At 59.7% G+C, this 20399-nt stretch carries 24 protein-coding genes; 19 read left to right on the top strand and 5 right to left on the bottom strand.

Annotated elements, in window-relative coordinates; translation table 11 throughout:
• The first annotated feature begins 80 nt into the window (after positions 1-80).
• Together rsmD and ACOT0L_RS22140 are read left to right on the top strand one after the other, a co-directional pair.
• On the top strand, positions 81-683 hold the full coding sequence (gene rsmD, locus ACOT0L_RS22145) for a 16S rRNA (guanine(966)-N(2))-methyltransferase (RefSeq protein ID WP_022649669.1): 603 nt from the start codon (positions 81-83) through the stop codon (positions 681-683).
• Positions 667-948: a DUF1145 family protein gene (locus tag ACOT0L_RS22140; RefSeq protein WP_022649670.1), complete on the top strand. Its 282-nt coding sequence runs from the start codon at positions 667-669 to the stop codon at positions 946-948. The genes rsmD and ACOT0L_RS22140 overlap by 17 nt, the downstream gene beginning before the upstream one ends.
• Before the next feature lie 97 nt (positions 949-1045).
• Here the strand turns inward: ACOT0L_RS22140 and ACOT0L_RS22135 are convergent, their stop codons facing one another.
• Entirely contained in the window at positions 1046-1405 is a 360-nt protein-coding gene (locus ACOT0L_RS22135) for a DUF2500 domain-containing protein (RefSeq protein ID WP_022649671.1), read from the bottom strand.
• A gap of 129 nt (positions 1406-1534) precedes the next feature.
• Here ACOT0L_RS22135 and ACOT0L_RS22130 point away from each other — a divergent pair, with 129 nt between their 5' ends.
• Both ACOT0L_RS22130 and zntA read left to right on the top strand, forming a co-directional pair.
• Entirely contained in the window at positions 1535-2161 is a 627-nt protein-coding gene (locus ACOT0L_RS22130) for a lysoplasmalogenase (protein WP_022649672.1), read from the top strand.
• 76 nt (positions 2162-2237) lie between these two features.
• A complete protein-coding gene (gene zntA / locus ACOT0L_RS22125) occupies positions 2238-4409 on the top strand; it encodes a Zn(II)/Cd(II)/Pb(II) translocating P-type ATPase ZntA (protein WP_126504261.1) in 2172 nt (723 codons plus the stop codon).
• An 89-nt stretch (positions 4410-4498) separates the two neighbouring features.
• Here zntA and ACOT0L_RS22120 read toward each other — a convergent pair whose 3' ends face one another.
• The 4 genes from ACOT0L_RS22120 to tusA form a co-directional block, all read right to left on the bottom strand.
• On the bottom strand, positions 4499-5785 hold the full coding sequence (locus tag ACOT0L_RS22120) for a TRAP transporter large permease (RefSeq protein ID WP_022649674.1): 1287 nt from the start codon (positions 5783-5785) through the stop codon (positions 4499-4501).
• Positions 5786-5795: 10 nt separating this feature from the next.
• Entirely contained in the window at positions 5796-6305 is a 510-nt protein-coding gene (locus ACOT0L_RS22115; RefSeq protein ID WP_023298808.1) for a TRAP transporter small permease, read from the bottom strand.
• Positions 6306-6317: 12 nt separating this feature from the next.
• Complete coding sequence (locus tag ACOT0L_RS22110) at positions 6318-7289, bottom strand: TRAP transporter substrate-binding protein (RefSeq protein ID WP_058677291.1); 972 nt, start codon at positions 7287-7289, stop codon at positions 6318-6320.
• Positions 7290-7523: 234 nt separating this feature from the next.
• Positions 7524-7766 carry a sulfurtransferase TusA gene (gene tusA, locus ACOT0L_RS22105; protein ID WP_023307136.1) on the bottom strand — a complete coding sequence of 81 codons (243 nt, stop codon included), beginning with the start codon at positions 7764-7766 and terminating at the stop codon, positions 7524-7526.
• Between the two features lie 169 nt (positions 7767-7935).
• On the opposite strand from tusA, the gene ACOT0L_RS22100 reads away from it, so the two are divergent.
• From ACOT0L_RS22100 to ACOT0L_RS22030, 15 genes are all read left to right on the top strand, one after another.
• Positions 7936-8601: a 7-cyano-7-deazaguanine/7-aminomethyl-7-deazaguanine transporter gene (locus ACOT0L_RS22100; RefSeq protein ID WP_022649676.1), complete on the top strand. Its 666-nt coding sequence runs from the start codon at positions 7936-7938 to the stop codon at positions 8599-8601.
• A gap of 72 nt (positions 8602-8673) precedes the next feature.
• Positions 8674-9231: a DcrB family lipoprotein gene (locus tag ACOT0L_RS22095; protein ID WP_022649677.1), complete on the top strand. Its 558-nt coding sequence runs from the start codon at positions 8674-8676 to the stop codon at positions 9229-9231.
• 135 nt (positions 9232-9366) lie between these two features.
• Positions 9367-10416 carry an AI-2E family transporter gene (locus ACOT0L_RS22090; protein ID WP_003861270.1) on the top strand — a complete coding sequence of 350 codons (1050 nt, stop codon included), beginning with the start codon at positions 9367-9369 and terminating at the stop codon, positions 10414-10416.
• Between the two features lie 125 nt (positions 10417-10541).
• Positions 10542-11264, top strand: coding sequence for a beta-ketoacyl synthase chain length factor (locus tag ACOT0L_RS22085; RefSeq protein ID WP_108367956.1), 723 nt, complete (start codon positions 10542-10544; stop codon positions 11262-11264).
• Entirely contained in the window at positions 11261-12076 is an 816-nt protein-coding gene (locus ACOT0L_RS22080) for a lysophospholipid acyltransferase family protein (protein ID WP_058677289.1), read from the top strand. The genes ACOT0L_RS22085 and ACOT0L_RS22080 overlap by 4 nt, the downstream gene beginning before the upstream one ends.
• The gene (locus ACOT0L_RS22075; protein WP_003861263.1) at positions 12057-12314 is read left to right on the top strand and encodes a phosphopantetheine-binding protein; all 258 of its coding nucleotides are present in this window, start codon (positions 12057-12059) and stop codon (positions 12312-12314) included. The genes ACOT0L_RS22080 and ACOT0L_RS22075 overlap by 20 nt, the downstream gene beginning before the upstream one ends.
• An 11-nt stretch (positions 12315-12325) precedes the next feature.
• Positions 12326-12577: an acyl carrier protein gene (locus tag ACOT0L_RS22070; RefSeq protein ID WP_022649680.1), complete on the top strand. Its 252-nt coding sequence runs from the start codon at positions 12326-12328 to the stop codon at positions 12575-12577.
• Positions 12549-13148 carry a hypothetical protein gene (locus ACOT0L_RS22065; RefSeq protein ID WP_038416874.1) on the top strand — a complete coding sequence of 200 codons (600 nt, stop codon included), beginning with the start codon at positions 12549-12551 and terminating at the stop codon, positions 13146-13148. The genes ACOT0L_RS22070 and ACOT0L_RS22065 overlap by 29 nt, the downstream gene beginning before the upstream one ends.
• Entirely contained in the window at positions 13141-14487 is a 1347-nt protein-coding gene (locus ACOT0L_RS22060; protein ID WP_421637275.1) for an AMP-binding protein, read from the top strand. Before ACOT0L_RS22065 ends, ACOT0L_RS22060 begins: the two co-directional genes overlap by 8 nt.
• Positions 14474-14824, top strand: a complete 351-nt coding sequence (locus tag ACOT0L_RS22055; protein ID WP_421637274.1) for a hydroxymyristoyl-ACP dehydratase — start codon at positions 14474-14476, stop codon at positions 14822-14824. The genes ACOT0L_RS22060 and ACOT0L_RS22055 overlap by 14 nt, the downstream gene beginning before the upstream one ends.
• Positions 14815-16506 carry a glycosyltransferase family 2 protein gene (locus ACOT0L_RS22050; RefSeq protein ID WP_022649684.1) on the top strand — a complete coding sequence of 564 codons (1692 nt, stop codon included), beginning with the start codon at positions 14815-14817 and terminating at the stop codon, positions 16504-16506. The genes ACOT0L_RS22055 and ACOT0L_RS22050 overlap by 10 nt, the downstream gene beginning before the upstream one ends.
• 3 nt (positions 16507-16509) lie before the next feature.
• The gene (locus ACOT0L_RS22045; protein ID WP_033488082.1) at positions 16510-16932 is read left to right on the top strand and encodes an acyl-CoA thioesterase; all 423 of its coding nucleotides are present in this window, start codon (positions 16510-16512) and stop codon (positions 16930-16932) included.
• The gene (locus ACOT0L_RS22040) at positions 16929-17534 is read left to right on the top strand and encodes an outer membrane lipoprotein carrier protein LolA (protein WP_017384113.1); all 606 of its coding nucleotides are present in this window, start codon (positions 16929-16931) and stop codon (positions 17532-17534) included. Before ACOT0L_RS22045 ends, ACOT0L_RS22040 begins: the two co-directional genes overlap by 4 nt.
• Positions 17503-19824 carry an MMPL family transporter gene (locus tag ACOT0L_RS22035; RefSeq protein ID WP_126504267.1) on the top strand — a complete coding sequence of 774 codons (2322 nt, stop codon included), beginning with the start codon at positions 17503-17505 and terminating at the stop codon, positions 19822-19824. Before ACOT0L_RS22040 ends, ACOT0L_RS22035 begins: the two co-directional genes overlap by 32 nt.
• Positions 19821-20399 (top strand): DUF3261 domain-containing protein, encoded by a 579-nt coding sequence (locus tag ACOT0L_RS22030; RefSeq protein WP_022651978.1) that lies wholly within the window; start codon positions 19821-19823, stop codon positions 20397-20399. Before ACOT0L_RS22035 ends, ACOT0L_RS22030 begins: the two co-directional genes overlap by 4 nt.

Below are 20399 nucleotides of genomic sequence, written 5' to 3'. Positions count from 1 at the left end.
ATGATGAAATAGTCTAACACTTTACTTAATTGACATCACCGCCCGCAATCGCAGGGCATTGTTAACAGAGCTTTCCTGAGATGAAGAAACCCACCCGCGCCCCGGCCGGACAAATTCGCATTATCGGCGGTCAGTGGCGAGGCCGGAAATTACCGGTGCCGGACAGCCCCGGTTTACGCCCTACTACGGACCGCGTTCGCGAGACGCTGTTTAACTGGCTCGCCCCGTCAATGGTAGACGCCCATTGCCTGGACTGCTTCGCCGGAAGCGGTGCATTAGGGCTGGAAGCGCTGTCGCGCTATGCTGCGAGCGCCACGCTACTGGAGATGGAGCGCGGCGTCGCGCAGACGTTGCAGCAAAATTTGGCTACGCTGAAAGCAACCAACGCCAAAGTGGTGAATACCAACACGCTGAGCTTCCTCGCGCAACAGGGGACGCCGTTCAACGTAGTGTTTGTTGACCCGCCGTTCCGTAAAGGGCTGCTGGAAGAGACATTATCGTTGCTGGAAAAAAATGGCTGGCTGGCAGACGACGCGCTGATTTACGTTGAAAGCGAAGTGGAAAATGGTCTGCCGCCCGTTCCCGTTCACTGGGATCTGCACCGCGAGAAGGTCGCCGGCCAGGTGGCTTATCGTCTGTATCACCGTCAGGCACAAGGAGGATCCGATGCCAGTACTGATTAACGTAGGGCGCTTGCTGATGCTGGGCGTCTGGGCATTTTTGATTTTGAATCTGGTGCACCCGTTCCCGCGTCCGCTGAATATCTTCATTAACGTGGCGCTGATTTTCACCGCGTTCATGCATGCCTTGCAGATGGTGATGCTGAAAAACGGACTGCCGAAAGATAGCCCACCGATGACCGGCTGGCAGCAGCTACGGGTGTTTATTTTCGGCGTATTTGAGCTGCTGGTGTGGATGAAGAAGTTTAAGGCGCAGGTGAAGAAGTAAGGTGCGGCCTGATGCCCTCACCCTAACCCTCTCCCACAGGGAGAGGGGACGCTTACACCCTCTCCCCTTCGGGGAGTGGGCCGGGGTGAGGGGAAAATTACTGCTCCGGTTCAAACCCTTCAAACCGCGACCCTTTGTAGCTCAGCGTGCCTTTCTCCCCCACCGTCAACTGGTGGTACTGCTGCGCCTCCAGTCTGAAGGTCATCTCCAGCCCGCCGGTTTCCGGCTTAAAGCTCGCTTCATAGCGCATCGTTGTGCCCGCAGGCGTCACCTGCTGCTGGCGGGATCGGCGGTCATTAAGCGGTTTCTCGCGCTTGTTCGTCACCACCACGCGCTTTTGCATCAGCGGCGCGGCATCGTTGTCGGCCTTCTCACGGCGCTGCTGCACGAAGCGAAACGAGGCGGCAATGACGATAATCGCCAGCACGACAATAAAAAACAGCGGCATCTTGCTCATTGAAAAATCCCATCAGATTATGCGGAATTCAGGATACCTCGCCTGCCCCGGCATTGCCAAACGCCCGCTCGCGTCACTACACTGGATCAGAAACTGATCATTCAGCCTCAACAGTTACAGGGAGTTAATATGCTTTGGTCATTTATCGCTGTCTGTTTTTCCGCATGGCTTTACGTCGATGCGTCTTACCGTGGCCCAGCCTGGCAGCGCTGGTTGTTTAAACCCGTCACGCTATTGCTCCTGCTGTTGCTTGCCTGGCAGGCACCGATGTTTAACGCCATCAGCTATCTTGTCCTCGCGGGGCTGTGTGCGTCCCTGATTGGCGATGCCTTAACCCTGCTGCCGCGCCAGCGTCTGCTGTACGCCGTGGGGGCATTCTTCCTGTCGCATCTGCTCTATACCATCTACTTTGCCAGCCAGATGACGCTCTCCATCTTCTGGCCGCTGCCGCTGGTGCTGCTGGTGATTGGCGCCCTGCTGATCGCGGTGATCTGGTCGCGTCTGGAAGAGATGCGTCTGCCGGTGTGTACGTTTATCGCCATGACGCTGGTGATGGTGTGGCTGGCGGGCGAGCTGTGGTTCTTCCGTCCGACAGCGCCTGCGATGTCCGCGTTCTTCGGTGCCGCACTGTTGCTGTTGGGTAACATCGTCTGGCTGGGCAGCCACTATCGCCGCCGCTTCCGTGCGGATAATGCGATTTCTGCCGCCTGTTACTTTGCCGGACACTTCCTGATTGTGCGTTCGCTGTATATCTAAATAACGCTTGACTCTGGAGTCGACTCCAGAGTGTATGCTGCGGTTAATGAGAAAATTATCATTACCGGAGACTGCCATGTCGACTCCAGAAATACCTAAAAAAGTTCCCCAATTCTCGGCACTTAAGCTCAGCCCGGTTCCGCCAAAAGAGGACTGCTGCTGCGAGGGCGCATGCGAAACGCAAACTCAAACGCTGCCTGAAAGCGGCAATCACTACAGCTGGGTCGTCAACGGCATGGACTGCGCGGCCTGCGCCCGCAAAGTGGAAAACGCGGTGAAGCAGGTGCCGGGCGTGAGCCACGTTCAGGTGCTGTTCGCTACCGAAAAGCTGCTGGTCAGCGCCGAAAACGACGTCAGCAGACAGGTTGAAGCCGCCGTCAGCAAAGCGGGTTATACCCTGCGCAGCGAAACGGCGCCCGCAGAAAAAACGTCCCCGCTAAAAGAAAACCTGCCCCTTATCACCCTCATCATGATGATGGCCCTGAGCTGGGGGCTGGAGCAGATCAACCACCCGTTCGGCAACCTGGCGTTTATCGCCACCACGCTGGTTGGCCTGTTCCCGATTGCCCGTCAGGCGCTGCGTCTGATGAGAAGCGGCAGCTGGTTTGCCATCGAAACGCTGATGAGCGTGGCGGCTATCGGGGCGCTGTTTATTGGCGCGACGGCGGAAGCGGCGATGGTGCTGCTGCTGTTCTTAATTGGCGAACGCCTTGAGGGCTGGGCGGCGAGCCGGGCGCGTAAAGGGGTGAGCGCGCTGATGGCGCTAAAGCCGGAAACCGCCACGCGGGTTATTGATGGTCAGCGTGAAACGGTCGCCATCAACACCCTGCGCCCGGGTGACGTGATTGAAGTGCCCGCAGGCGGACGTCTGCCAGCCGATGGGGCCCTCGTTACCGCCACCGCAAGTTTTGACGAAAGTGCCCTGACCGGGGAATCCATCCCGGTTGCGCGCGCGGCGGGTGAAAAGGTGCCTGCGGGTGCCACCAGCGTCGACCGACTGGTGCAGTTGACGGTCCTTTCCGAACCGGGCGACAGCGCCATCGACCGCATCCTCAGGCTGATTGAAGAGGCCGAGGAGCGCCGCGCGCCGGTAGAACGCTTTATCGATCGCTTCAGCCGGATTTACACCCCCGCCATCATGCTGGTGGCGCTGCTGGTCACCGTCGTCCCGCCGCTGTTCTTCGGCGCACCGTGGGAGGGCTGGATTTACAAAGGGCTGACGCTGCTGCTGATCGGCTGTCCGTGTGCGCTGGTGATCTCCACCCCGGCGGCGATTACCTCCGGGCTGGCGGCGGCGGCACGTCGCGGGGCGCTGATTAAGGGCGGCGCGGCGCTGGAGCAACTGAGTCAGGTCCAGCACATCGCCTTCGATAAAACCGGCACGCTGACCGTCGGCAAGCCGCAGGTGACCGGCGTGTATCCGCAGGACATCAGTGAAGACGCCCTGCTGACGCTGGCCGCTGCCGTGGAGCAGGGCTCCACCCACCCTCTGGCGCAGGCGATTGTGCGTGAAGCGAAGGGCCGCGGGCTGAACATCCCTCCGGCAACGGCCCAGCGAGCGCTGGTCGGGTCAGGGATTGAAGCTGTGGTCGAAGGCAAAAAAGTGCTGATCGCCGCGGCGGACGCGCGCTCTACTCCACAGGTTGAGGCGCTGGAGCAGGCCGGGCAGACGGTCGTTACCGTGATGCAGGACGGTGTGTCGATGGGCATGCTGGCGCTGCGCGACACCCTGCGTGACGATGCGAAAGACGCCGTCGACGCGCTACACAGGCTGGGAGTACAGGGCGTGATCCTGACCGGCGATAATCCGCGCGCGGCGGCGGCGATTGCAGGCGAGCTGGGGCTGGAGTTTAAGGCCGGATTGTTGCCTGCGGATAAAGTCAGCGCGGTAACCGAGCTGAACAGCAACGCCCCGCTGGCGATGGTCGGGGACGGAATAAACGATGCCCCGGCAATGAAAGCTTCCACCATCGGCATTGCGATGGGCAGCGGCACCGACGTGGCGCTGGAGACCGCCGACGCGGCGCTGACGCACAACCGCCTGACCGGGCTGGCGCAGATGATAGAACTTGCGCGGGCGACGCGCGCCAATATTCGGCAGAACATCGGCATTGCGCTGGGTCTGAAGGGGATTTTCCTGATCACCACGCTGCTCGGCATGACCGGACTGTGGCTGGCGGTACTGGCGGATACGGGGGCGACGGTGCTGGTTACGGCGAACGCGTTGCGGTTGTTGCGTCAAAGGTAAAAGTGAAACGGCAACCGGGTTGCCGTTTCTCGTGTTTACCCCCTCTCCCCGCGGGAGAGGGCCGGGGTGAGGGCATCAGGCCGCACGCGTCACTGCATTCCTAACAGCCCCGGCAACCACAATGAAATCGCCGGAATGTACGTCACCATCCCCAGCACGACCAGCAACATACCGTAAAACGGCAGCATCGCCCGCACCACGTGTTCGATCTTCTGCTTACTCACCGCACTCGCCACAAACAGCACCGACCCGACCGGCGGCGTGATCAGCCCAATTCCCAGGTTAACCATCATGATCATCCCAAAATGCACCGGGTCGATACCCAGTGCATTGGTCACCGGCAGCAGCACCGGCGTCAGGATCAGGATGATCGGCGCCATGTCCATCAGCGTGCCAATCAGCAGCAGCATGATGTTGAGGTACATGAGGATCACGTACTTGTTATCGGAGAGCGATGTGAAGAATTCGGTGATGCGCATCGGCAGTTGCATGTAGGTCATCACCGCCCCAAACGCCGCGGCAAAGCCGATTAAAATCATCACGATGGTGACGGTTTTCACCGTGCGGCACATCAGCTTCGGCAGTTCGCTCCACTTGTAGTCGCGGTAGATAAACATGGTGACGAAGAACGCCCACAGGCAGGCCACGGCGGCAGATTCGGTGGCGGTAAAAATCCCGGACAAGATCCCGCCGAGGATAATCACCACCGTCATCAGCCCCCACAGGGCATCGAGCATAATTTTCAGCGCCTGCCTGAACGGGATTTTGTCCCCCTTCGGGTAGCCGCGCTTGCGGGCGAAGCACAGGCAGAGCACCATCAGGCTCACGCCCAGCAGCAGGCCCGGCAGCACGCCCGCGATAAACAGCGTGGCGATGGAGACCGTTCCCCCCGCCGCCAGGGAGTAAATCACCGAGTTGTGGCTGGGCGGGATCAGAATCGCCTGCACCGACCCGCTGGCCGTCACCGCCGCCGCGTATTCGCGCGGATAACCCTTCTTCTCCATCTCCGGGATCATCACGCTGCCGATAGACGCCGTATCCGCCACCGACGAGCCGGAAATCGCGCCGAAGAACGTCGAGGCGACAATGTTCACCAGCGACAGCCCACCGCGGATAAAGCCGACGAACACGTAGGCGAAATTCACCAGCCGTCGGGCAATGCCCCCTTCCGCCATGATCGCCCCGGCAAGAATGAAGAACGGGATTGCCAGCAGGGTAAATTTATTGACCCCGCTGGTGATCTGGATCATCAGCGCCTCCAGCGGCAGGTCAATCCACAGCGCGCCCGCCACGGCGCTTAAGCCGACGGCGAAGGCCACCGGCATCCCCAGCGCCAGCAAAATGGCGAGGGTGAATAACAAAACAAAAGCATCCATTGTTCACCCCTTAACTGTGATTGCCGATCAGCACGACCGGACGGTTTTCCTGCGAGCCAAACAGCAGGCGTTCAAGCACAAACAGGATCAAAATGGCCGACCCGACAGGCAGAGGCAGATAGCTTTCGCCGGAGGTCAAGAGCGGAAACTCCGCCACCGGCTGCTCCCACAGCTCAACGCACAGCCAGTAGCTGTACCAGCACATCAGGCCAGAAATAAGCAGCATCAGCAGATCCACTACCCGCGCGCACAGCCTTTGCAGCGACGCGGGCAGGCGGTCGGTAAGCATGTTGACCGCAATATGCGACCCGGCGCGGTAGCTCACCGCCGCGCCGATGAAGGTAAACGTCACCATGCAGATAATGGCGATCGGCTCCGGCCAGGATTCGCCGCGATTGAGCACGTAGCGTGAGAAGATGCCGATGGGGATGACAATCGTCATCACCAGCAGCGAGAGACCCGCCACCGCCATGGCGAGCAGGTACAGACGATCCATCCACTTCAGGTAGAGTTCGGACATACGTACTCCGGATTACTGAACGTCAGCGATGGCTTTCATCAGATCCTGATGCTTGTCGCCATACTGCGCGCGCACCGGCTCAGTGGCTTTGATGAACACCGTTTTGTCGATGTCGTGGAACTGCACGCCGCCGGCCTTCATTTTTGCCAGCGCCTGGTCGTTATACGCATTCCACAGCTTGCGCTGCTCGAACTGCGCTTCGCGGGCCAGCGTCAGGATCTTTTGCTGTTCGTCAGCGCTCAGTTTGTCCCATTTCACTTTGGAGTAGAGCAGCATTTCCGGAGTGATAAAGTGGCCGCTCAGCGTGTAGTTTTTGGCGATCGGCATGTAGTTGTGGGCGATAAAGGTTGGCGGGTTGTTCTCCGCGCCATCGATCACCCCGGTCTGCATGCCGCTGTAAACCTCGCTGACGCCCATCGCCACCGAGTTCGCCCCCATCGCTTTCAGCGTGGCCAGCGCCACCGGGCTACCCTGAACGCGGATCTTCTTCCCTTTCAGGTCTTCCGGTTTAACGATTGGCTCTTTGGTGATCAGGTTGCGGGTGCCGGAATCCATCCAGCCGAGGAAGACCAGGCGCGATTTCGGGTTGGCGGTCAGCTTGTCGCCAATCTGCTTGCCGATATCCCCGTCGATCACCTTGTGCATGTGGTCTTCATCGCGGAATACGTAGGGCAGCGTAAACACTTCGATATCCGGCAGGATGGCGGCAACCGGCGCCATAGAGACGCGGATCATGTCTATCGCCCCCATCTGCGCCTGCTCAATCATCTGCTTTTCATCCCCCAGCACGCCGCCGGGGAAGACCTTAATCTCCAGCTTGCCATCGGTTTGTTGTTTGAGTTTTTCACCCATCTGCTGAACCGCCACCACGTTCGGGTAGCCTTCAGGATGCACATCGGCGGCTTTGATGGTCTGGGCAGAAACGGTGCAGGCAAAAGCAGACAGGCACAGAGCAGCCAGTAACGGCTTGAGGGTCGTTTTCATTGAGTCAACTCCAGGGTAGTGAAATAAGCGTTAAAACGATGTTTTAGTTTTTGACGTTTAAAAATTAGACTACGGCTGGAAAAAGGAGGGTGAAGCGCCTCACAAAAAGCGCGAAATTTTGAAACGATGGTTCGAAATTGTGATGGGTGCTTGTCGGGTGGCGGCTGCGCCTTACCCGACCTACTACACCCGTAGGCCCGTGCAAGCGAAGCGCCGCCGGGCATCAGGCCGCACTTACCCCTTACGAATCACATACCGGTACGGCAAGGTCTCGGTTTGCTGCGCTACCAGTTCATGTTCCATAAAGGTACAAAAACCGGGAATATCGCGGGTAGTGGCCGGGTCATCGGCGACGATCAGCAGCGTTTCGCCGCTCTGCATGTTACGGACGGTCTTACGCACCATCATTACCGGCTCCGGGCAACGGAGGCCCTGAGCATCAAGCGTGTGGTCTGGGCTGGAAAACAGGTCAGTCATGTTCTTCTCGTTCAGGTAAAAACGGCTGTAGTTTACGCCCCGCTATCGCCAATGCAAACCAGGTTAACGATTGCGTGAAAATTAGCCATTGCAAAGTGTCGTCAAAGCAGTATCATGCGGCGGCTTTATTGGGTTCCCTCACCCCAAATATTAATCAAAAAGGTACAATATGAACTCCTTTACACAATCGCAACGCGTCAAGGCGTTGTTCTGGCTTTCGCTATTTCATCTGCTGGTGATCATCTCCAGTAACTATCTGGTACAGCTCCCCATCTCCATTTTTGGTTTCCATACCACCTGGGGCGCGTTCAGTTTCCCGTTTATTTTCCTTGCGACGGATTTAACCGTGCGTATTTTTGGCGCACCGCTGGCGCGGCGGATTATTTTTGCGGTGATGATCCCGGCACTGTTTGTCTCCTACGCCATCTCCTCGCTGTTTTACATGGGAAGCTGGCAGGGCTTCGAAGCGCTGACGCACTTCAACCTGTTCGTCGCGCGTATTGCCGCCGCCAGCTTTATGGCCTATGCCCTGGGGCAGATCCTCGATGTCCACGTGTTTAACCGCCTGCGTCAGAACCATCGCTGGTGGATGGCACCAACGGCTTCCACGCTGTTCGGTAACGTGAGCGATACGCTGGCCTTCTTCTTCATTGCCTTCTGGCGCAGCCCGGACGCCTTCATGGCAGAACACTGGATGGAAATCGCTCTGGTGGACTACGCCTTTAAGGTGCTTATCAGCCTGGTCTTCTTCCTGCCGATGTACGGCGTGCTGTTGAATATGCTGCTGAAAAGACTGGCAGATAAATCTGAAATCTCCGCATTGCAGGCAGGTTAAGGGTTCGCTTTATCAGTTGTGATAAGATGAACGAATGAGCCGCTATGGCCGTTTATCGAAAGGAAGAAGTCAATGCGCAATCTGGTTAAATATGTCGGGATTGGCCTGCTGGTTGTTGGCCTTGCAGCCTGTGATAACAGCGACACCAAAACGCCTGCTCAGGGCGCGTCAGCAGAAAGCAACGCCACCGGTCAGCCGGTGAGCCTGATGGATGGCAAACTCAGTTTCTCTCTGCCCGCGGACATGACCGATCAGAGCGGTAAGCTGGGCACCCAGGCGAACAACATGCACGTCTACTCCGATGCCACCGGGCAAAAAGCAGTCATTGTGATTGTCGGTGACGATACCAGCGAAGATCTGGGTGTGCTGTCCAAACGTCTGGAAGATCAGCAGCGCAGCCGCGACCCGCAGCTTCAGGTGGTGACCAATAAGTCTATCGAGCTGAAAGGCCACACGCTGCAACAGCTGGACAGCATCATCTCCGCCAAAGGCCAGACCGCTTACTCCTCCGTGGTTCTCGGCAAGGTAGATAATAAACTGCTGACCATGCAGATCACTCTGCCTGCAGATAATCAGCAAAAAGCGCAGGCAACCGCTGAAAACATCATTAACACCCTTGTAATCCAGTAATCGTTCACCAGGATGACGTGGCCTCCGTCGCTTGCGCCGGGGGCCATTTTTTTTCCATGACTTTAAGACTAACGCTCCAGACGAAGCGAATCCGGCGCACTACAATTAGCAAGCCCCCCGGAAAAAGGAATTCTTATGACTGCCAGCCCGCCCGACAAAGCCGGACTTCATATTTTATTAAAACTCGCCTGCCTGGTGGTTATCCTTGCGGGTATCCATGCGGCGGCGGATATCATTGTTCAGCTTCTGCTGGCGCTGTTTTTCGCCATCGTCCTCAACCCGCTGGTGACGTGGTTTTTACGCCGGGGCATCAGCCGCCCGGTCGCGATTACCATTGTGGTGATGGTGATGCTGGTTGTCCTGACGGCGCTGTTCGGCGTGCTCGCCGCCTCGCTGAGCGAATTTTCCACCATGCTGCCGCAGTACAATAAAGAGCTGACGCGCAAGCTGGTCGATCTCCAGCGCATGTTGCCGTTCGTGAATCTGCATATCTCACCGGAACGGATGCTGCGCCGGATGGATTCCGAGAAGGTGATGACCTACGCCACCACGTTGATGACCGGGCTTTCCGGGGCAATGGCCAGCATTCTGCTGCTGGTGATGACGGTGGTGTTTATGCTGTTCGAAGTGCGCCACGTGCCGTATAAGCTGCGTTTTGCCCTGAACAATCCGCAGATCCACATTGCCGGCTTGCATCGCGCGCTGAAGGGTGTGTCCAAATATCTGGCGCTGAAAACGCTGTTAAGCCTGTGGACCGGCGTGATCGTCTGGCTGGGGCTGGTGCTGCTGGACGTGCAGTTCGCGCTGATGTGGGGCGTGCTGGCGTTTTTACTGAACTACGTGCCCAATATCGGCGCGGTGCTTTCTGCCGTTCCGCCGATGATCCAGGCGTTCCTGTTTAACGGTTTTTATGAGTGCATGCTGGTAGGGGCGCTGTTCCTCGTCGTGCATATGGTGCTGGGCAATATTCTCGAACCGCGCATGATGGGTCACCGTCTGGGCATGTCGACGATGGTGGTGTTTTTATCGTTACTGATCTGGGGATGGCTGCTGGGACCGGTGGGCATGCTGCTCTCCGTGCCGCTCACCAGCGTCTGTAAAATCTGGATGGAAACCACGAAAGGAGGCAGTAAACTCGCCATCCTGCTGGGTCCGGGTCGGCCAAAAAGCCGTTTGCCGGGATAACCGGGTGGAAAGGGTTAAAAGTGACGTTTATTCGCCAGCGCGACGACAACATTGTACGATGTGCGCAGCAAATCGCGCTGGCGAAGAAAAAGTCACAGAAACAGGTTTATCGCGGACGCGCGTAGATGAAATTTACACTTACCTTTATCGACTGGCAGGCAAGAGCGCCAGGACTCAGCGATGCCGACGAATGGCAGGCATGGTCACGCCGGTCTGACGCCATCGATCCTGATGCACCGCTGGCGAAACTGACCGATCTGCCGATGATGACCGCCCGCCGCCTGAATTCAGGCAGCAAGCTGGCCGTTGATCTTGGCCTGATGATGCTGCGCAAACACCGCATCGACGCCGTCGTCTACAGCAGCCGTCACGGGGAGCTGGAACGCAATTTTCGTATTCTCCAGGCCCTGGCGGCAGATCAGCCCGTTTCCCCCACCGATTTTGCCATGTCGGTACACAACTCGGCGGTCGGCAATCTCACTATCGCCGCGCGTCAGCCTGTTGTCTCTTCGTCGGTTTCCGCCGGTATGGATACCTTCCAGCAGAGCTTATGCGAGGTGCTGAGTCTGCTACATGCGGGCTACTCACGCGTGTTACTGGTAGATTTCGACGGTCTGCTGCCGGAGTTTTATCACGCCGGGCTGCCGCCGCAGATGCCCGTCTGGCCCTACGCGCTGGCGCTGGTAATTGAGGCCGGAAATACGCTCAGCTGTGAAACGCACGCCAACCGCAGGCCTGAAGAGCCCGCGCTGCCGCAAAGCCTGCAGTTCCTGCGCCATTACCTGCGGGACGAGCGCCAGTTTACCCTGCCGGGCGAGCGCCTGCTGTGGCAATGGACGCGCCAATGAGAGGGTTACGTTCCCGCCTCGATCGGGTATGGCGCATGCTGATGACCGGATTGTGCTTCGCCCTGTTCGGCCTCGGCGGGCTGACGCTGTCGCTGGTGTGGTTTAACCTGCTGCTGATTTTCCAGCGTGACCGCACTCAACGTCGCCGCCTGGCACGCCGCACTATTTCTGCCAGTTTCCGCCTGTTCCTCGCGGTGGTACGCGGTGTAGGGGTACTGGATTACCGTTTCAACAACCTGGACGTTTTGCGCGCCGAGCGGGGCTGTCTGGTGATTGCGAACCATCCCTCGCTGCTGGACTACGTTCTGCTGGCGTCGGTGATGAACGAAACCGACTGTCTGGTGAAAAGCGCGTTGCTGCGTAACCCGTTCGTCAGCGGCGTGATCCGCGCGGCGGACTATCTGATTAACAGCGAAGCCGACACGCTGCTTGCCGCAAGCCAGCAGCGTCTGGCCCAGGGCGACACCCTGCTTATCTTCCCTGAAGGCACCCGCACCCGGGTGGGGGAAGCCATTACCCTGCAGCGTGGGGCGGCGAATATCGCCGTTCGCTGCAACAGCGCCGTGCGCGTGGTGGTGATCCACTGTAGCGAACGGATGCTGGATAAACAGAGCAACTGGTATAACGTGCCCCCCAACAAACCTGTTTTCACCGTGGATGTTCGCGAACGCATCAACATTCATGATTTTTATGATGCGAGTCAGCACGAACCCGCGCTGGCAGCAAGGCAGTTAAACCGGCATATGCAGCATCAGTTAACAACCGGTCTTCAATCTTTGTCAGGAACGAAAGATGCAAGCGCTCTATCTTGAAATTAAGAATCTCATTATCTCTACGCTGAATCTGGAAGAACTTACCCCAGAGGATATTGATACAGACGCCGCGCTCTTTGGCGACGGCCTCGGTCTGGACTCAATCGACGCCCTTGAGCTGGGGCTGGCGGTAAAAAATCAGTACGGCGTAGTGCTTTCTGCCGAAAGTGACGAGATGCGTCAGCACTTCTATTCCGTTGCCACGCTCGCGGCTTTTATTCATCAACAACGCGCCTGAGAATGACCGCTATGACAGAACAACAAACGATTTATCAGGAAGTCTCTGCGCTTCTTATTACGCTGTTTGAAGTCGCTCCGGAGGATATTACCCCTGAGGCACGGCTTTACGAGGATCTGGATCTCGACAGCATTGATGCCGTCGATATGGTAGTGCACCTGCAAAAGAAAACGGGCCATAAAATCAAGCCCGAAACCTTCAAAGCGGTGCGCACGGTGCAGGACGTCGTGGACGTTGTGGAACAGCTTCAGCGCGACGCGTAACGTGCGTTCGATTCCAGTTCTTCCCGCCCTGACGGGGCTGATGCTGCTGGCATGGCCGTTTTTGATCGGCTTCGGGCTGGCGAATAATAGCCTGCACGGGATACTGCCCGTGATGGCGCTGGTGCTGCTGTTACGCGTCTGCCAGGCCCGTCGGCAGGGCGGTCCCCTGCGTTATCTTTTCGTGAGCGTGGCGCTGGCTGGCATAGCGCTTTGCGCGGCGAGCTACGTCCTGCACGCGCACCAGTGGGTGCTGTTTTATCCGGTGGTGGTGAATCTGGTGATGCTGGTGGTGTTTGGCGGTTCGCTGTGGACGGCAATGCCTGTCGTCGAACGGCTGGCGCGCCTGCGTGAACCGGATCTCTCCCCCGTCGGGGTACGTTACACGCGCCGGGTTACCCGGGTCTGGTGCGGCTTTTTTATTATTAACGGGGCGATCGCGCTGTTTACCGTATTACACGCCGATATCCGTCTGTGGACGCTGTGGAACGGGATGATTGCCTATCTCCTGATGGGCACGCTGATGGCCGGCGAGTGGCTGGTGCGACAAAGGGTGATGAAAAACGATGCTTAACCCTCTCCCGCTTAGCCAGTGGCTCAGCGCCCCCCGCCCTGACGACACCCCTGTCGCCTGGCAGGACAACCATCTCTGGACGCTTGGCGATCTGCGCCACGACGTCACTCAGCTGGTCGACACGCTGCGTGATGAAGAAGGCGATCGCTGGGCGCTGTGCATCGAAAATGGCTATCTGTTTATTGTCGCGCTGCTGGCGACGCTGCATGCGGGTAAAACGCCGGTCCTCCCCGGGCACAGCCGGGCGGCGCAGCTTAACGAACAGCGGGCGCTGTTCAGCGGCGTCCTGAGCGACACCACGCTCGATTTTCAGGGGCGACAGCTGCGGGTGGCTTCCGCTCAGCGGGCAGGCCATCCCTTTTCACCGCTGCCTGCCATCGATGAGATGCGCACGATCGAGCTTTACACCTCCGGCTCGACCGGCACGCCGCAGCGGGTGAGTAAGCCGGTGGTCAGCCTGGATCGTGAGGCTCGTCTGCTGGCGGAACATTTTGGCGATCGTCTGGCAGGCTGTCACGTCGTCGCTTCCGTGGTGCTGCACCACCTGTATGGCCTGACGTTTCGTGTCGTCTTACCCATGGCGCTCGGCCTGCCGCTGCACGCCAGCCTGCTCAACTATGCCGAGCAGCTCTCTGCCCTTCCCGACGATAAACGCTATCTTTTCATCAGCAGTCCGGCGTTTCTCAAGCGGCTGGACGCGTCGCTGACGCCGCCCCCCGTCAACCTGCTCTTCTCCGCTGGCGGCGCGCTGCCCTGGCAGGAGGTCGCCGCGGTTCAGGCCTGGCTCAACGTCTGGCCGGATGAAATATACGGCAGCACAGAAACGGGGGTTATGGCCTGGCGCTACCGTCAGGAGGAAAGCATCCGCTGGCAGCCTTTCCCCGGCGTGACGTTTCACGGCGATCGCGTGACGTCTCCGCTGATCCCCGAGGCGGAGGGGGTCCTGCTGGATGATATCCTGCACTTCACGGCTGACGGGCAGTTCAGCCTCGTCGGGCGCCGCGGTCGGGTGGTCAAAATTGAAGATAAGCGCATTTCGCTCGATGACATTGAGCGCCGCCTGCTGGCGCTGGACGGCATCCGCGAAGCCGCCGCGCTGACGGTGACGCGCGGCGGGCGTCAGGGTATTGGCGTATTGCTGGTGCTGAATGAAGCGGTGCGTCAGCAACACGAACAGAGCAAAAAAGCGCAGGAGCTCGCCTGGCGTCGCGCCCTTCGCCCCTGGCTTGAACCGGTTGCCGTGCCGCGCTACTGGCGGATCGTTGATGAAATTCCGGTCAACAGCATGAACAAGCGCGTAACTGCGCAGCTACAGGAGTTGTTTCATGAAAATCCCTGAAATCGAACGCCGCGAGCCTGGCCCCGGGTATCTGGAGATAACCCTTTATCTTGATCCTGACCTGCTCTGGTTTAAGGGACATTTCGCCGTACAGCCGCTGCTGCCGGGCGTAGCCCAGCTCGACCAGGTGATGCATTACGCCGCCGCGCTGGCGCCGGGCTACCGTTTTCACAGTATTCAGAACGTAAAGTTCGCCGCCCCGCTGTTGCCGGAGAACACGGTCACGCTGCTCCTTGCCTGGCAGCCCGAACGTCAGATGCTGACCTTTAGCTACCAGCGCCATGCGGGTAACGAGCGTCACACCGCCAGCAGCGGGAAGATTCGCTTCTGTCAGTAACCTTCCGGCCCTGCGTCCTGATCCCGTGCTACAACCACGGGGCGATGATGGCTTCGGTGCTGGCGCGCCTGGCGCCTTTCGATCTGCCCTGTCTGGTGGTGGACGACGGCAGCGATGAAACCACGCGCCGCACGCTTGAAGCGCTGGCGGCGGATCGTCCGCAGGTCACGCTGCTGCGCCTCGCCGAAAACAGCGGCAAAGGCGCGGCGGTGATGCAGGGGCTGAAAGCCTGTGCCGATCGCGGCTTCACCCACGCCGTTCAGGTGGACGCTGACGGCCAGCACGCTATTGAAGACATCCCCAAACTGCTGGCGCTGGCCGAACGCCATCCCGATGCGCTCATTTCCGGTCAGCCCGTTTATGATGACTCGATCCCCCGTTCGCGCCTGTACGGGCGCTGGATAACACACGTCTGGGTCTGGATTGAAACCCTCTCCCTGCAACTGAAAGACAGCATGTGCGGGTTTCGCGTTTACCCGATAGCGCCGGTAATGCGCCTGGCGGCGGGCACACCGCTCGGCAGGCGGATGGATTTTGATACTGAAGTGATGGTGCGCCTCTACTGGCAGGGCAACACCAGCTATTTTCTGCCCACCCGCGTGACCTATCCACCGGACGGGGTATCCCATTTCGATGCCCTGAAAGACAACGTGCGCATCTCGTTGATGCATACCCGTCTGTTTCTCGGCATGCTGCCGCGCATTCCTTCCCTGCTGATGCGTCGCCGCTCGCAGCACTGGGCGCAGCAGCAGGAGGTGAAAGGATTATGGGGCATGCGCCTGATGCTGCGCGTCTGGCAGTTGCTGGGGCGAAAGGCGTTTACCATCCTGCTGTGGCCGGTTACGGCCGTCTACTGGCTGACCGCCCGCGCTGCGCGTCAGGCGTCGCAGCAGTGGCTGACGCGGGTTAAAACGGTGATGGCACAGCGGCAAATGCCGCAACCCGTACGGCTTAACAGTTTTTCCCACTTCCTGCGCTTCGGTCATGCCATGCTGAACAAAGTGGCCAGCTGGCGCGGCGAAATGAAGCTTCATCGCGATCTGGTCTTTGCGCCAGGCGCGCAGGAGGCGCTGGGTCTTGACGATCCTCAGGGCAAACTGCTGCTCGCGTCGCATCTTGGCGATGTGGAAGCCTGCCGGGCGCTGGCCCAGCGCGAAGGGGCGAAAACCATCAACGCGCTGGTCTTTAGCGACAATGCTCAGCGTTTTAAACAGGTGATGGAGGAGATGGCGCCGCAGGCGGGCATTCACCTGATGCCGGTCACCGACATTGGCCCGGAGACCGCCATCCTCATTAAAGAGAAGCTGGATCGCGGCGAGTGGGTGGCGATCGTGGGCGATCGCATCGCCGTCACCCCGCAGCGCGGCGGCAGCTGGCGGGTGATATGGAGCGAATTTATGGGCCAGCCCGCGCCGTTCCCGCAGGGACCGTTTATCCTGGCGTCCCTATTGCGCTGCCCGGTGGTGCTGATTTTTGCCCTCTGCCAGCAGGGAAAGCTGACCCTGCACTGCGAGCCGTTTGCCGACCCGCTGCTGCTGCCACGCGGCGAACGCCAGCAGGCGCTACAGCAGACCGTCGATCGCTATGCGCAGCGGCTGGAGCATTACGCGCTCTTGTCGCCGCTCGACTGGTTTAATTTTTTCGATTTCTGGCAGCTGCCAGAGGTCAACGAGAAGGAGTAAAGGGTGCTGACCGATCCCCGCTTTACGGCTGAAGTTGAAATCACCGTTCCGTTCCACGACGTCGATATGATGGGCGTGGTGTGGCACGGCAACTATTTCCGCTATTTTGAGATTGCCCGCGAAGCGCTGCTCAACCAGTTTGATTACGGCTATCGCCAGATGAAAGCGTCCGGCTACATCTGGCCGGTGGTGGATACCCGGGTGAAATACCGCGACGCGGTGACCTTCGAGCAGCGCATTCGCGTCCGCGCCCACATTGAAGAGGTTGAAAACCGTCTGCGCATCGCCTATCAAATCTTCGACGCGCAAACCGGGAAACGCACCACCACCGGCTACACCATTCAGGTGGCGGTGGAAGAAGCAAGCCGGGAGATGTGCTTTGTCAGCCCGGCCATTCTGTTCGAACGCATGGGGATCGCGCCATGAAGTGGATAACGCTACTCGCGCTGCTGGTAAGCCCGCTGGTGAACGCGGTCACGCTGGATGAACTGCAACAGCGGTTTGCGGAGCAACCGGTGGTGCGCGCACACTTCGAACAGACCCGCACGATCAAGGACATGCCTCAGCCCCTGCGCTCGCAGGGGGAGATGCTGATCGCCCGTGACAATGGCCTGCTGTGGGATCAAAAAGCGCCGTTCCCGATGACGCTGCTGCTGGATGACAAACGAATGGTGCAAATCGTCAACGGTCAGCCGCCGCAGACCATTACCGCCGACACTAACCCGCAGATGTTCCAGTTCAACCATCTGCTGCGGGCGCTGTTCCAGGCCGACCGCAAGGTGCTGGAAGAGAACTTCCGCATCGATTTCAAAGACCTGGGCGAAGGCCGCTGGTCGCTGGTGCTGACGCCCGTTACCACGCCGCTGGACAAGATTTTCTCCACCCTTGATTTGAAGGGCGCGATCTATCTGGAATCCATTCGCCTGAACGATAAGCAGGGCGACACGACGGATATCGCCCTCTCCCGCCACCAACTGACGCCCGCCCGCCTGACCGATGCAGAACGCCAGCGCTTTGCCGCACCGTAACGCTCTGCGCCCGGCGCTGCTGTGGGCCGCGGTATGCCTGATCCTGCTGGGCGTGCTGCTGTCGCTGCTGCCCGGCGCGCGGCTGAACAGCAGCGTGCTCGCCATGCTGCCGAAACAGACGCTCGGCGCGATCCCTCCCGCCCTCAACGACGGATTTATGCAGCGCCTCGACCGCCAGCTCATCTGGCTGGTCAGCCCTGGTAAACAGCCGGACCCGCGCGTGGCGCAGCAGTGGTTAACCCTGCTGCAACGCAGCCAGGCGCTGAGTGTCGTAAAAGGTCCGCTGGATGCCGCCGGGCAACAGGCCTGGGGAGATTTCTTCTGGCAGCACCGCAATGGCCTGGTCGATCCGGCCACCCGCGCCCGCCTGCAAAACGGCGGTGAAGCGCAGGCTCAGTGGATCCTGTCCCAGCTCTACTCCGCTTTTTCCGGCGTGAGCGGCAAGGAGCTGCAAAACGATCCGCTGATGCTGATGCGCGGCGCGCAGCTCGCGTTGGCGAAGAACAGCCAGAAGATGCAGCTGATGGACGGCTGGCTGGTGACAAAAGATGCGGCCGGGAACTACTGGTATCTGCTGCACGGCGAGCTGGCAGGCTCTTCGTTTGACATGCAGCAAACCCACCAGCTGGTGACCACCCTCAACGCGATGCAGCAGACGCTGAAAAGCCAGTATCCACAGGCGCAGCTGCTGTCGCGCGGGACAGTGTTCTACAGCGATTACGCCAGCCAGCAGGCTAAAAAAGATATTTCCACGCTTGGCGTCGCCACGGTGCTCGGGGTGATCCTGCTGATTGTGTCGGTGTTTCGCTCCGTACGTCCGCTGCTGCTGAGCCTGCTCTCCATTGCCATCGGCGCGCTGGCGGGGACGGTCGTGACGCTCCTGCTGTTCGGTGAGCTGCACCTGATGACGCTGGTGATGAGCATGAGCATCATCGGCATCTCGGCGGACTATACGATTTACTACCTCACGGAGCGGATGGTGCACGGCGCGGAACACTCGCCCTGGCAAAGCCTGGCAAAAGTGCGTAACGCGCTGCTGCTGGCGCTGCTGACTACCGTCGTGGCGTATCTCTTCATGATGCTGGCCCCCTTCCCCGGCATTCGTCAGATGGCGGTGTTCGCCGCCGCAGGGCTGAGCGCCTCGTGCCTGACGGTAATTTTCTGGCACCCGTGGTTGTGCCGTGGCATGCCGGTTCGCCCGATCCCCCTGAGAGGGATGATGCAGCGCTGGCTGAACGCCTGGCGCGACAGCAAAACCCTCTCCGTCGGGCTGCCGGTAGCACTGGCGCTGCTCTCCGCCATCGGGATCGCCAGCCTGCGGGTGGATGACGATATCGCCCGGCTTCAGGCGCTGCCGCAGGACATTCTGGCGCAGGAAAAAACCATCACCGCCCTGACCGGGCAAAATGTCGATCAGAAGTGGTTCGTGGTGTATGGCGCGTCGGCTCAGGAAACGCTGGAGCGGCTGGAGGCGTTTACCCCGGCGCTGGCGCAGGCGCAAAAAGCCGGAGAATTAACCCGCTGGCGCACCTTGCCGCTGAACTCGCTGGCGCGGCAGAACAGCGATCTGCAACTTCTGCGTAACGCCGCGCCGACGGTGACGAAAATGCTGCAAAGCACGGGGCTGAATGCCGTCGCCCCGAATCTGAACGCCATGCCTGTCAGCGTGGAGGCGTGGCTTGCCAGTCCGGCCAGCGAGGGCTGGCGTTTGCTGTGGCTGACGCTGCCGGACGGCAAAAGCGGTGTGCTGGTCCCGGTCGATGGCGTCAGAAACAGCGCTGCGCTCGGTGAGCTGGCCGCCCGCCATCCCGGAGTCGTCTGGGTTGACCGTAAGGCCAGCTTCGACAGCCTGTTTGCACTCTACCGCGCGCTGCTGACGGGGCTGCTGGGCGTGGCGCTGGCGGTGATTGCCTGCGGCGCGGTGGTGCGCCTCGGCTGGCGAAAAGGGCTTGTGGCGCTGGTGCCGTCCGTGCTGTCGCTGGGCGGCGGGCTGGCAGCGCTGGCCGTGACGGGCCATCCGGTGAACCTGTTTTCCCTGCTGGCACTGGTGCTGGTCCTCGGCATTGGCATCAACTACACGCTGTTTTTCAGCAACCCGCGCGGCACGCCGCTGACCTCCATGCTGGCGATTACCCTCGCCATGATGACCACCCTGCTGACGCTGGGAATGCTGGTGTTCAGCACCACTCAGGCCATCAGCAGCTTTGGCATTGTGCTGGTGAGCGGTATCTTCACCGCGTTTCTGCTCGCCCCGCTGGCGATGCCGACTAACAAAGAGAACTTACCATGACCCGTTTCATTCGCCTGGCGGCAGTGATGATGGCCCTGTTGCTGGCGGGGTGTAGCCATACGACGAACCGCGATGACGCGCGCCCTCAGGCCTGGCTCCAGCCCGGCACCCGCGTCACGCTGCCACCGCCGGGCATCACGCCTGCCATCCGCGCGCAGCAGTTGCTTACCGGCAGTTTTAAAGGCCAGACCCAGTCGCTGCTGGTGATGCTGAACGCCGATGGAAATAAAGTGACGCTTGCCGGCCTCTCCTCCGTCGGGATCCGCCTGTTCCTCGCCACCTACGACGACACCGGGATCCACACCGAGCAGTCGGTTGTGATGCCGCAGCTGCCGCCCGCCAGCCAGGTGCTGGCCGACGTGATGCTCAGCCACTGGCCCCTCAGCGCCTGGCAGCCGCAGTTGCCGAAAGGCTGGACGCTGAACGATACTGACACCAGACGCGAACTGCGCAACCCCGATGGCAAGCTGGTCACGGAAATTGCCTACCTGAACCGTAACGGCAGGCGCGAACCGATTAGCATTGTGCAGCACGCTTTTCACTACCACATCACCATTCAATATCTGGGTGACTGA

Source organism: Enterobacter cloacae complex sp. XAL002 (assembly GCF_049236805.1).
Classification (GTDB): domain Bacteria; phylum Pseudomonadota; class Gammaproteobacteria; order Enterobacterales; family Enterobacteriaceae; genus Enterobacter; species Enterobacter intestinihominis.
Note: the sequence above shows the minus strand (reverse complement) of the source record. Positions and strands in the feature narration are given on the sequence as shown.

Bases quoted from the DNA above. Each gene is read 5' to 3' on its own strand.
- ACOT0L_RS22070 (WP_022649680.1), top strand. From the start codon at position 12,326: ATGACAGAACAACAAACGATTTATCAGGAAGTCTCTGCGCTTCTTATT.
- ACOT0L_RS22130 (WP_022649672.1), top strand. From the start codon at position 1,535: ATGCTTTGGTCATTTATCGCTGTCTGTTTTTCCGCATGGCTTTACGTC.
- ACOT0L_RS22040 (WP_017384113.1), top strand. From the start codon at position 16,929: ATGAAGTGGATAACGCTACTCGCGCTGCTGGTAAGCCCGCTGGTGAAC.
- ACOT0L_RS22035 (WP_126504267.1), top strand. From the start codon at position 17,503: ATGCAGAACGCCAGCGCTTTGCCGCACCGTAACGCTCTGCGCCCGGCG.
- ACOT0L_RS22135 (WP_022649671.1), bottom strand. From the start codon at position 1,405: ATGAGCAAGATGCCGCTGTTTTTTATTGTCGTGCTGGCGATTATCGTC.
- ACOT0L_RS22030 (WP_022651978.1), top strand. From the start codon at position 19,821: ATGACCCGTTTCATTCGCCTGGCGGCAGTGATGATGGCCCTGTTGCTG.
- zntA (WP_126504261.1), top strand. From the start codon at position 2,238: ATGTCGACTCCAGAAATACCTAAAAAAGTTCCCCAATTCTCGGCACTT.
- ACOT0L_RS22055 (WP_421637274.1), top strand. From the start codon at position 14,474: ATGAAAATCCCTGAAATCGAACGCCGCGAGCCTGGCCCCGGGTATCTG.
- ACOT0L_RS22100 (WP_022649676.1), top strand. From the start codon at position 7,936: ATGAACTCCTTTACACAATCGCAACGCGTCAAGGCGTTGTTCTGGCTT.
- ACOT0L_RS22120 (WP_022649674.1), bottom strand. From the start codon at position 5,785: ATGGATGCTTTTGTTTTGTTATTCACCCTCGCCATTTTGCTGGCGCTG.
- ACOT0L_RS22110 (WP_058677291.1), bottom strand. From the start codon at position 7,289: ATGAAAACGACCCTCAAGCCGTTACTGGCTGCTCTGTGCCTGTCTGCT.
- ACOT0L_RS22140 (WP_022649670.1), top strand. From the start codon at position 667: ATGCCAGTACTGATTAACGTAGGGCGCTTGCTGATGCTGGGCGTCTGG.
- tusA (WP_023307136.1), bottom strand. From the start codon at position 7,766: ATGACTGACCTGTTTTCCAGCCCAGACCACACGCTTGATGCTCAGGGC.
- ACOT0L_RS22085 (WP_108367956.1), top strand. From the start codon at position 10,542: ATGAAATTTACACTTACCTTTATCGACTGGCAGGCAAGAGCGCCAGGA.
- ACOT0L_RS22090 (WP_003861270.1), top strand. From the start codon at position 9,367: ATGACTGCCAGCCCGCCCGACAAAGCCGGACTTCATATTTTATTAAAA.
- ACOT0L_RS22115 (WP_023298808.1), bottom strand. From the start codon at position 6,305: ATGTCCGAACTCTACCTGAAGTGGATGGATCGTCTGTACCTGCTCGCC.
- ACOT0L_RS22060 (WP_421637275.1), top strand. From the start codon at position 13,141: ATGCTTAACCCTCTCCCGCTTAGCCAGTGGCTCAGCGCCCCCCGCCCT.
- ACOT0L_RS22075 (WP_003861263.1), top strand. From the start codon at position 12,057: ATGCAAGCGCTCTATCTTGAAATTAAGAATCTCATTATCTCTACGCTG.
- rsmD (WP_022649669.1), top strand. From the start codon at position 81: ATGAAGAAACCCACCCGCGCCCCGGCCGGACAAATTCGCATTATCGGC.
- ACOT0L_RS22080 (WP_058677289.1), top strand. From the start codon at position 11,261: ATGAGAGGGTTACGTTCCCGCCTCGATCGGGTATGGCGCATGCTGATG.
- ACOT0L_RS22095 (WP_022649677.1), top strand. From the start codon at position 8,674: ATGCGCAATCTGGTTAAATATGTCGGGATTGGCCTGCTGGTTGTTGGC.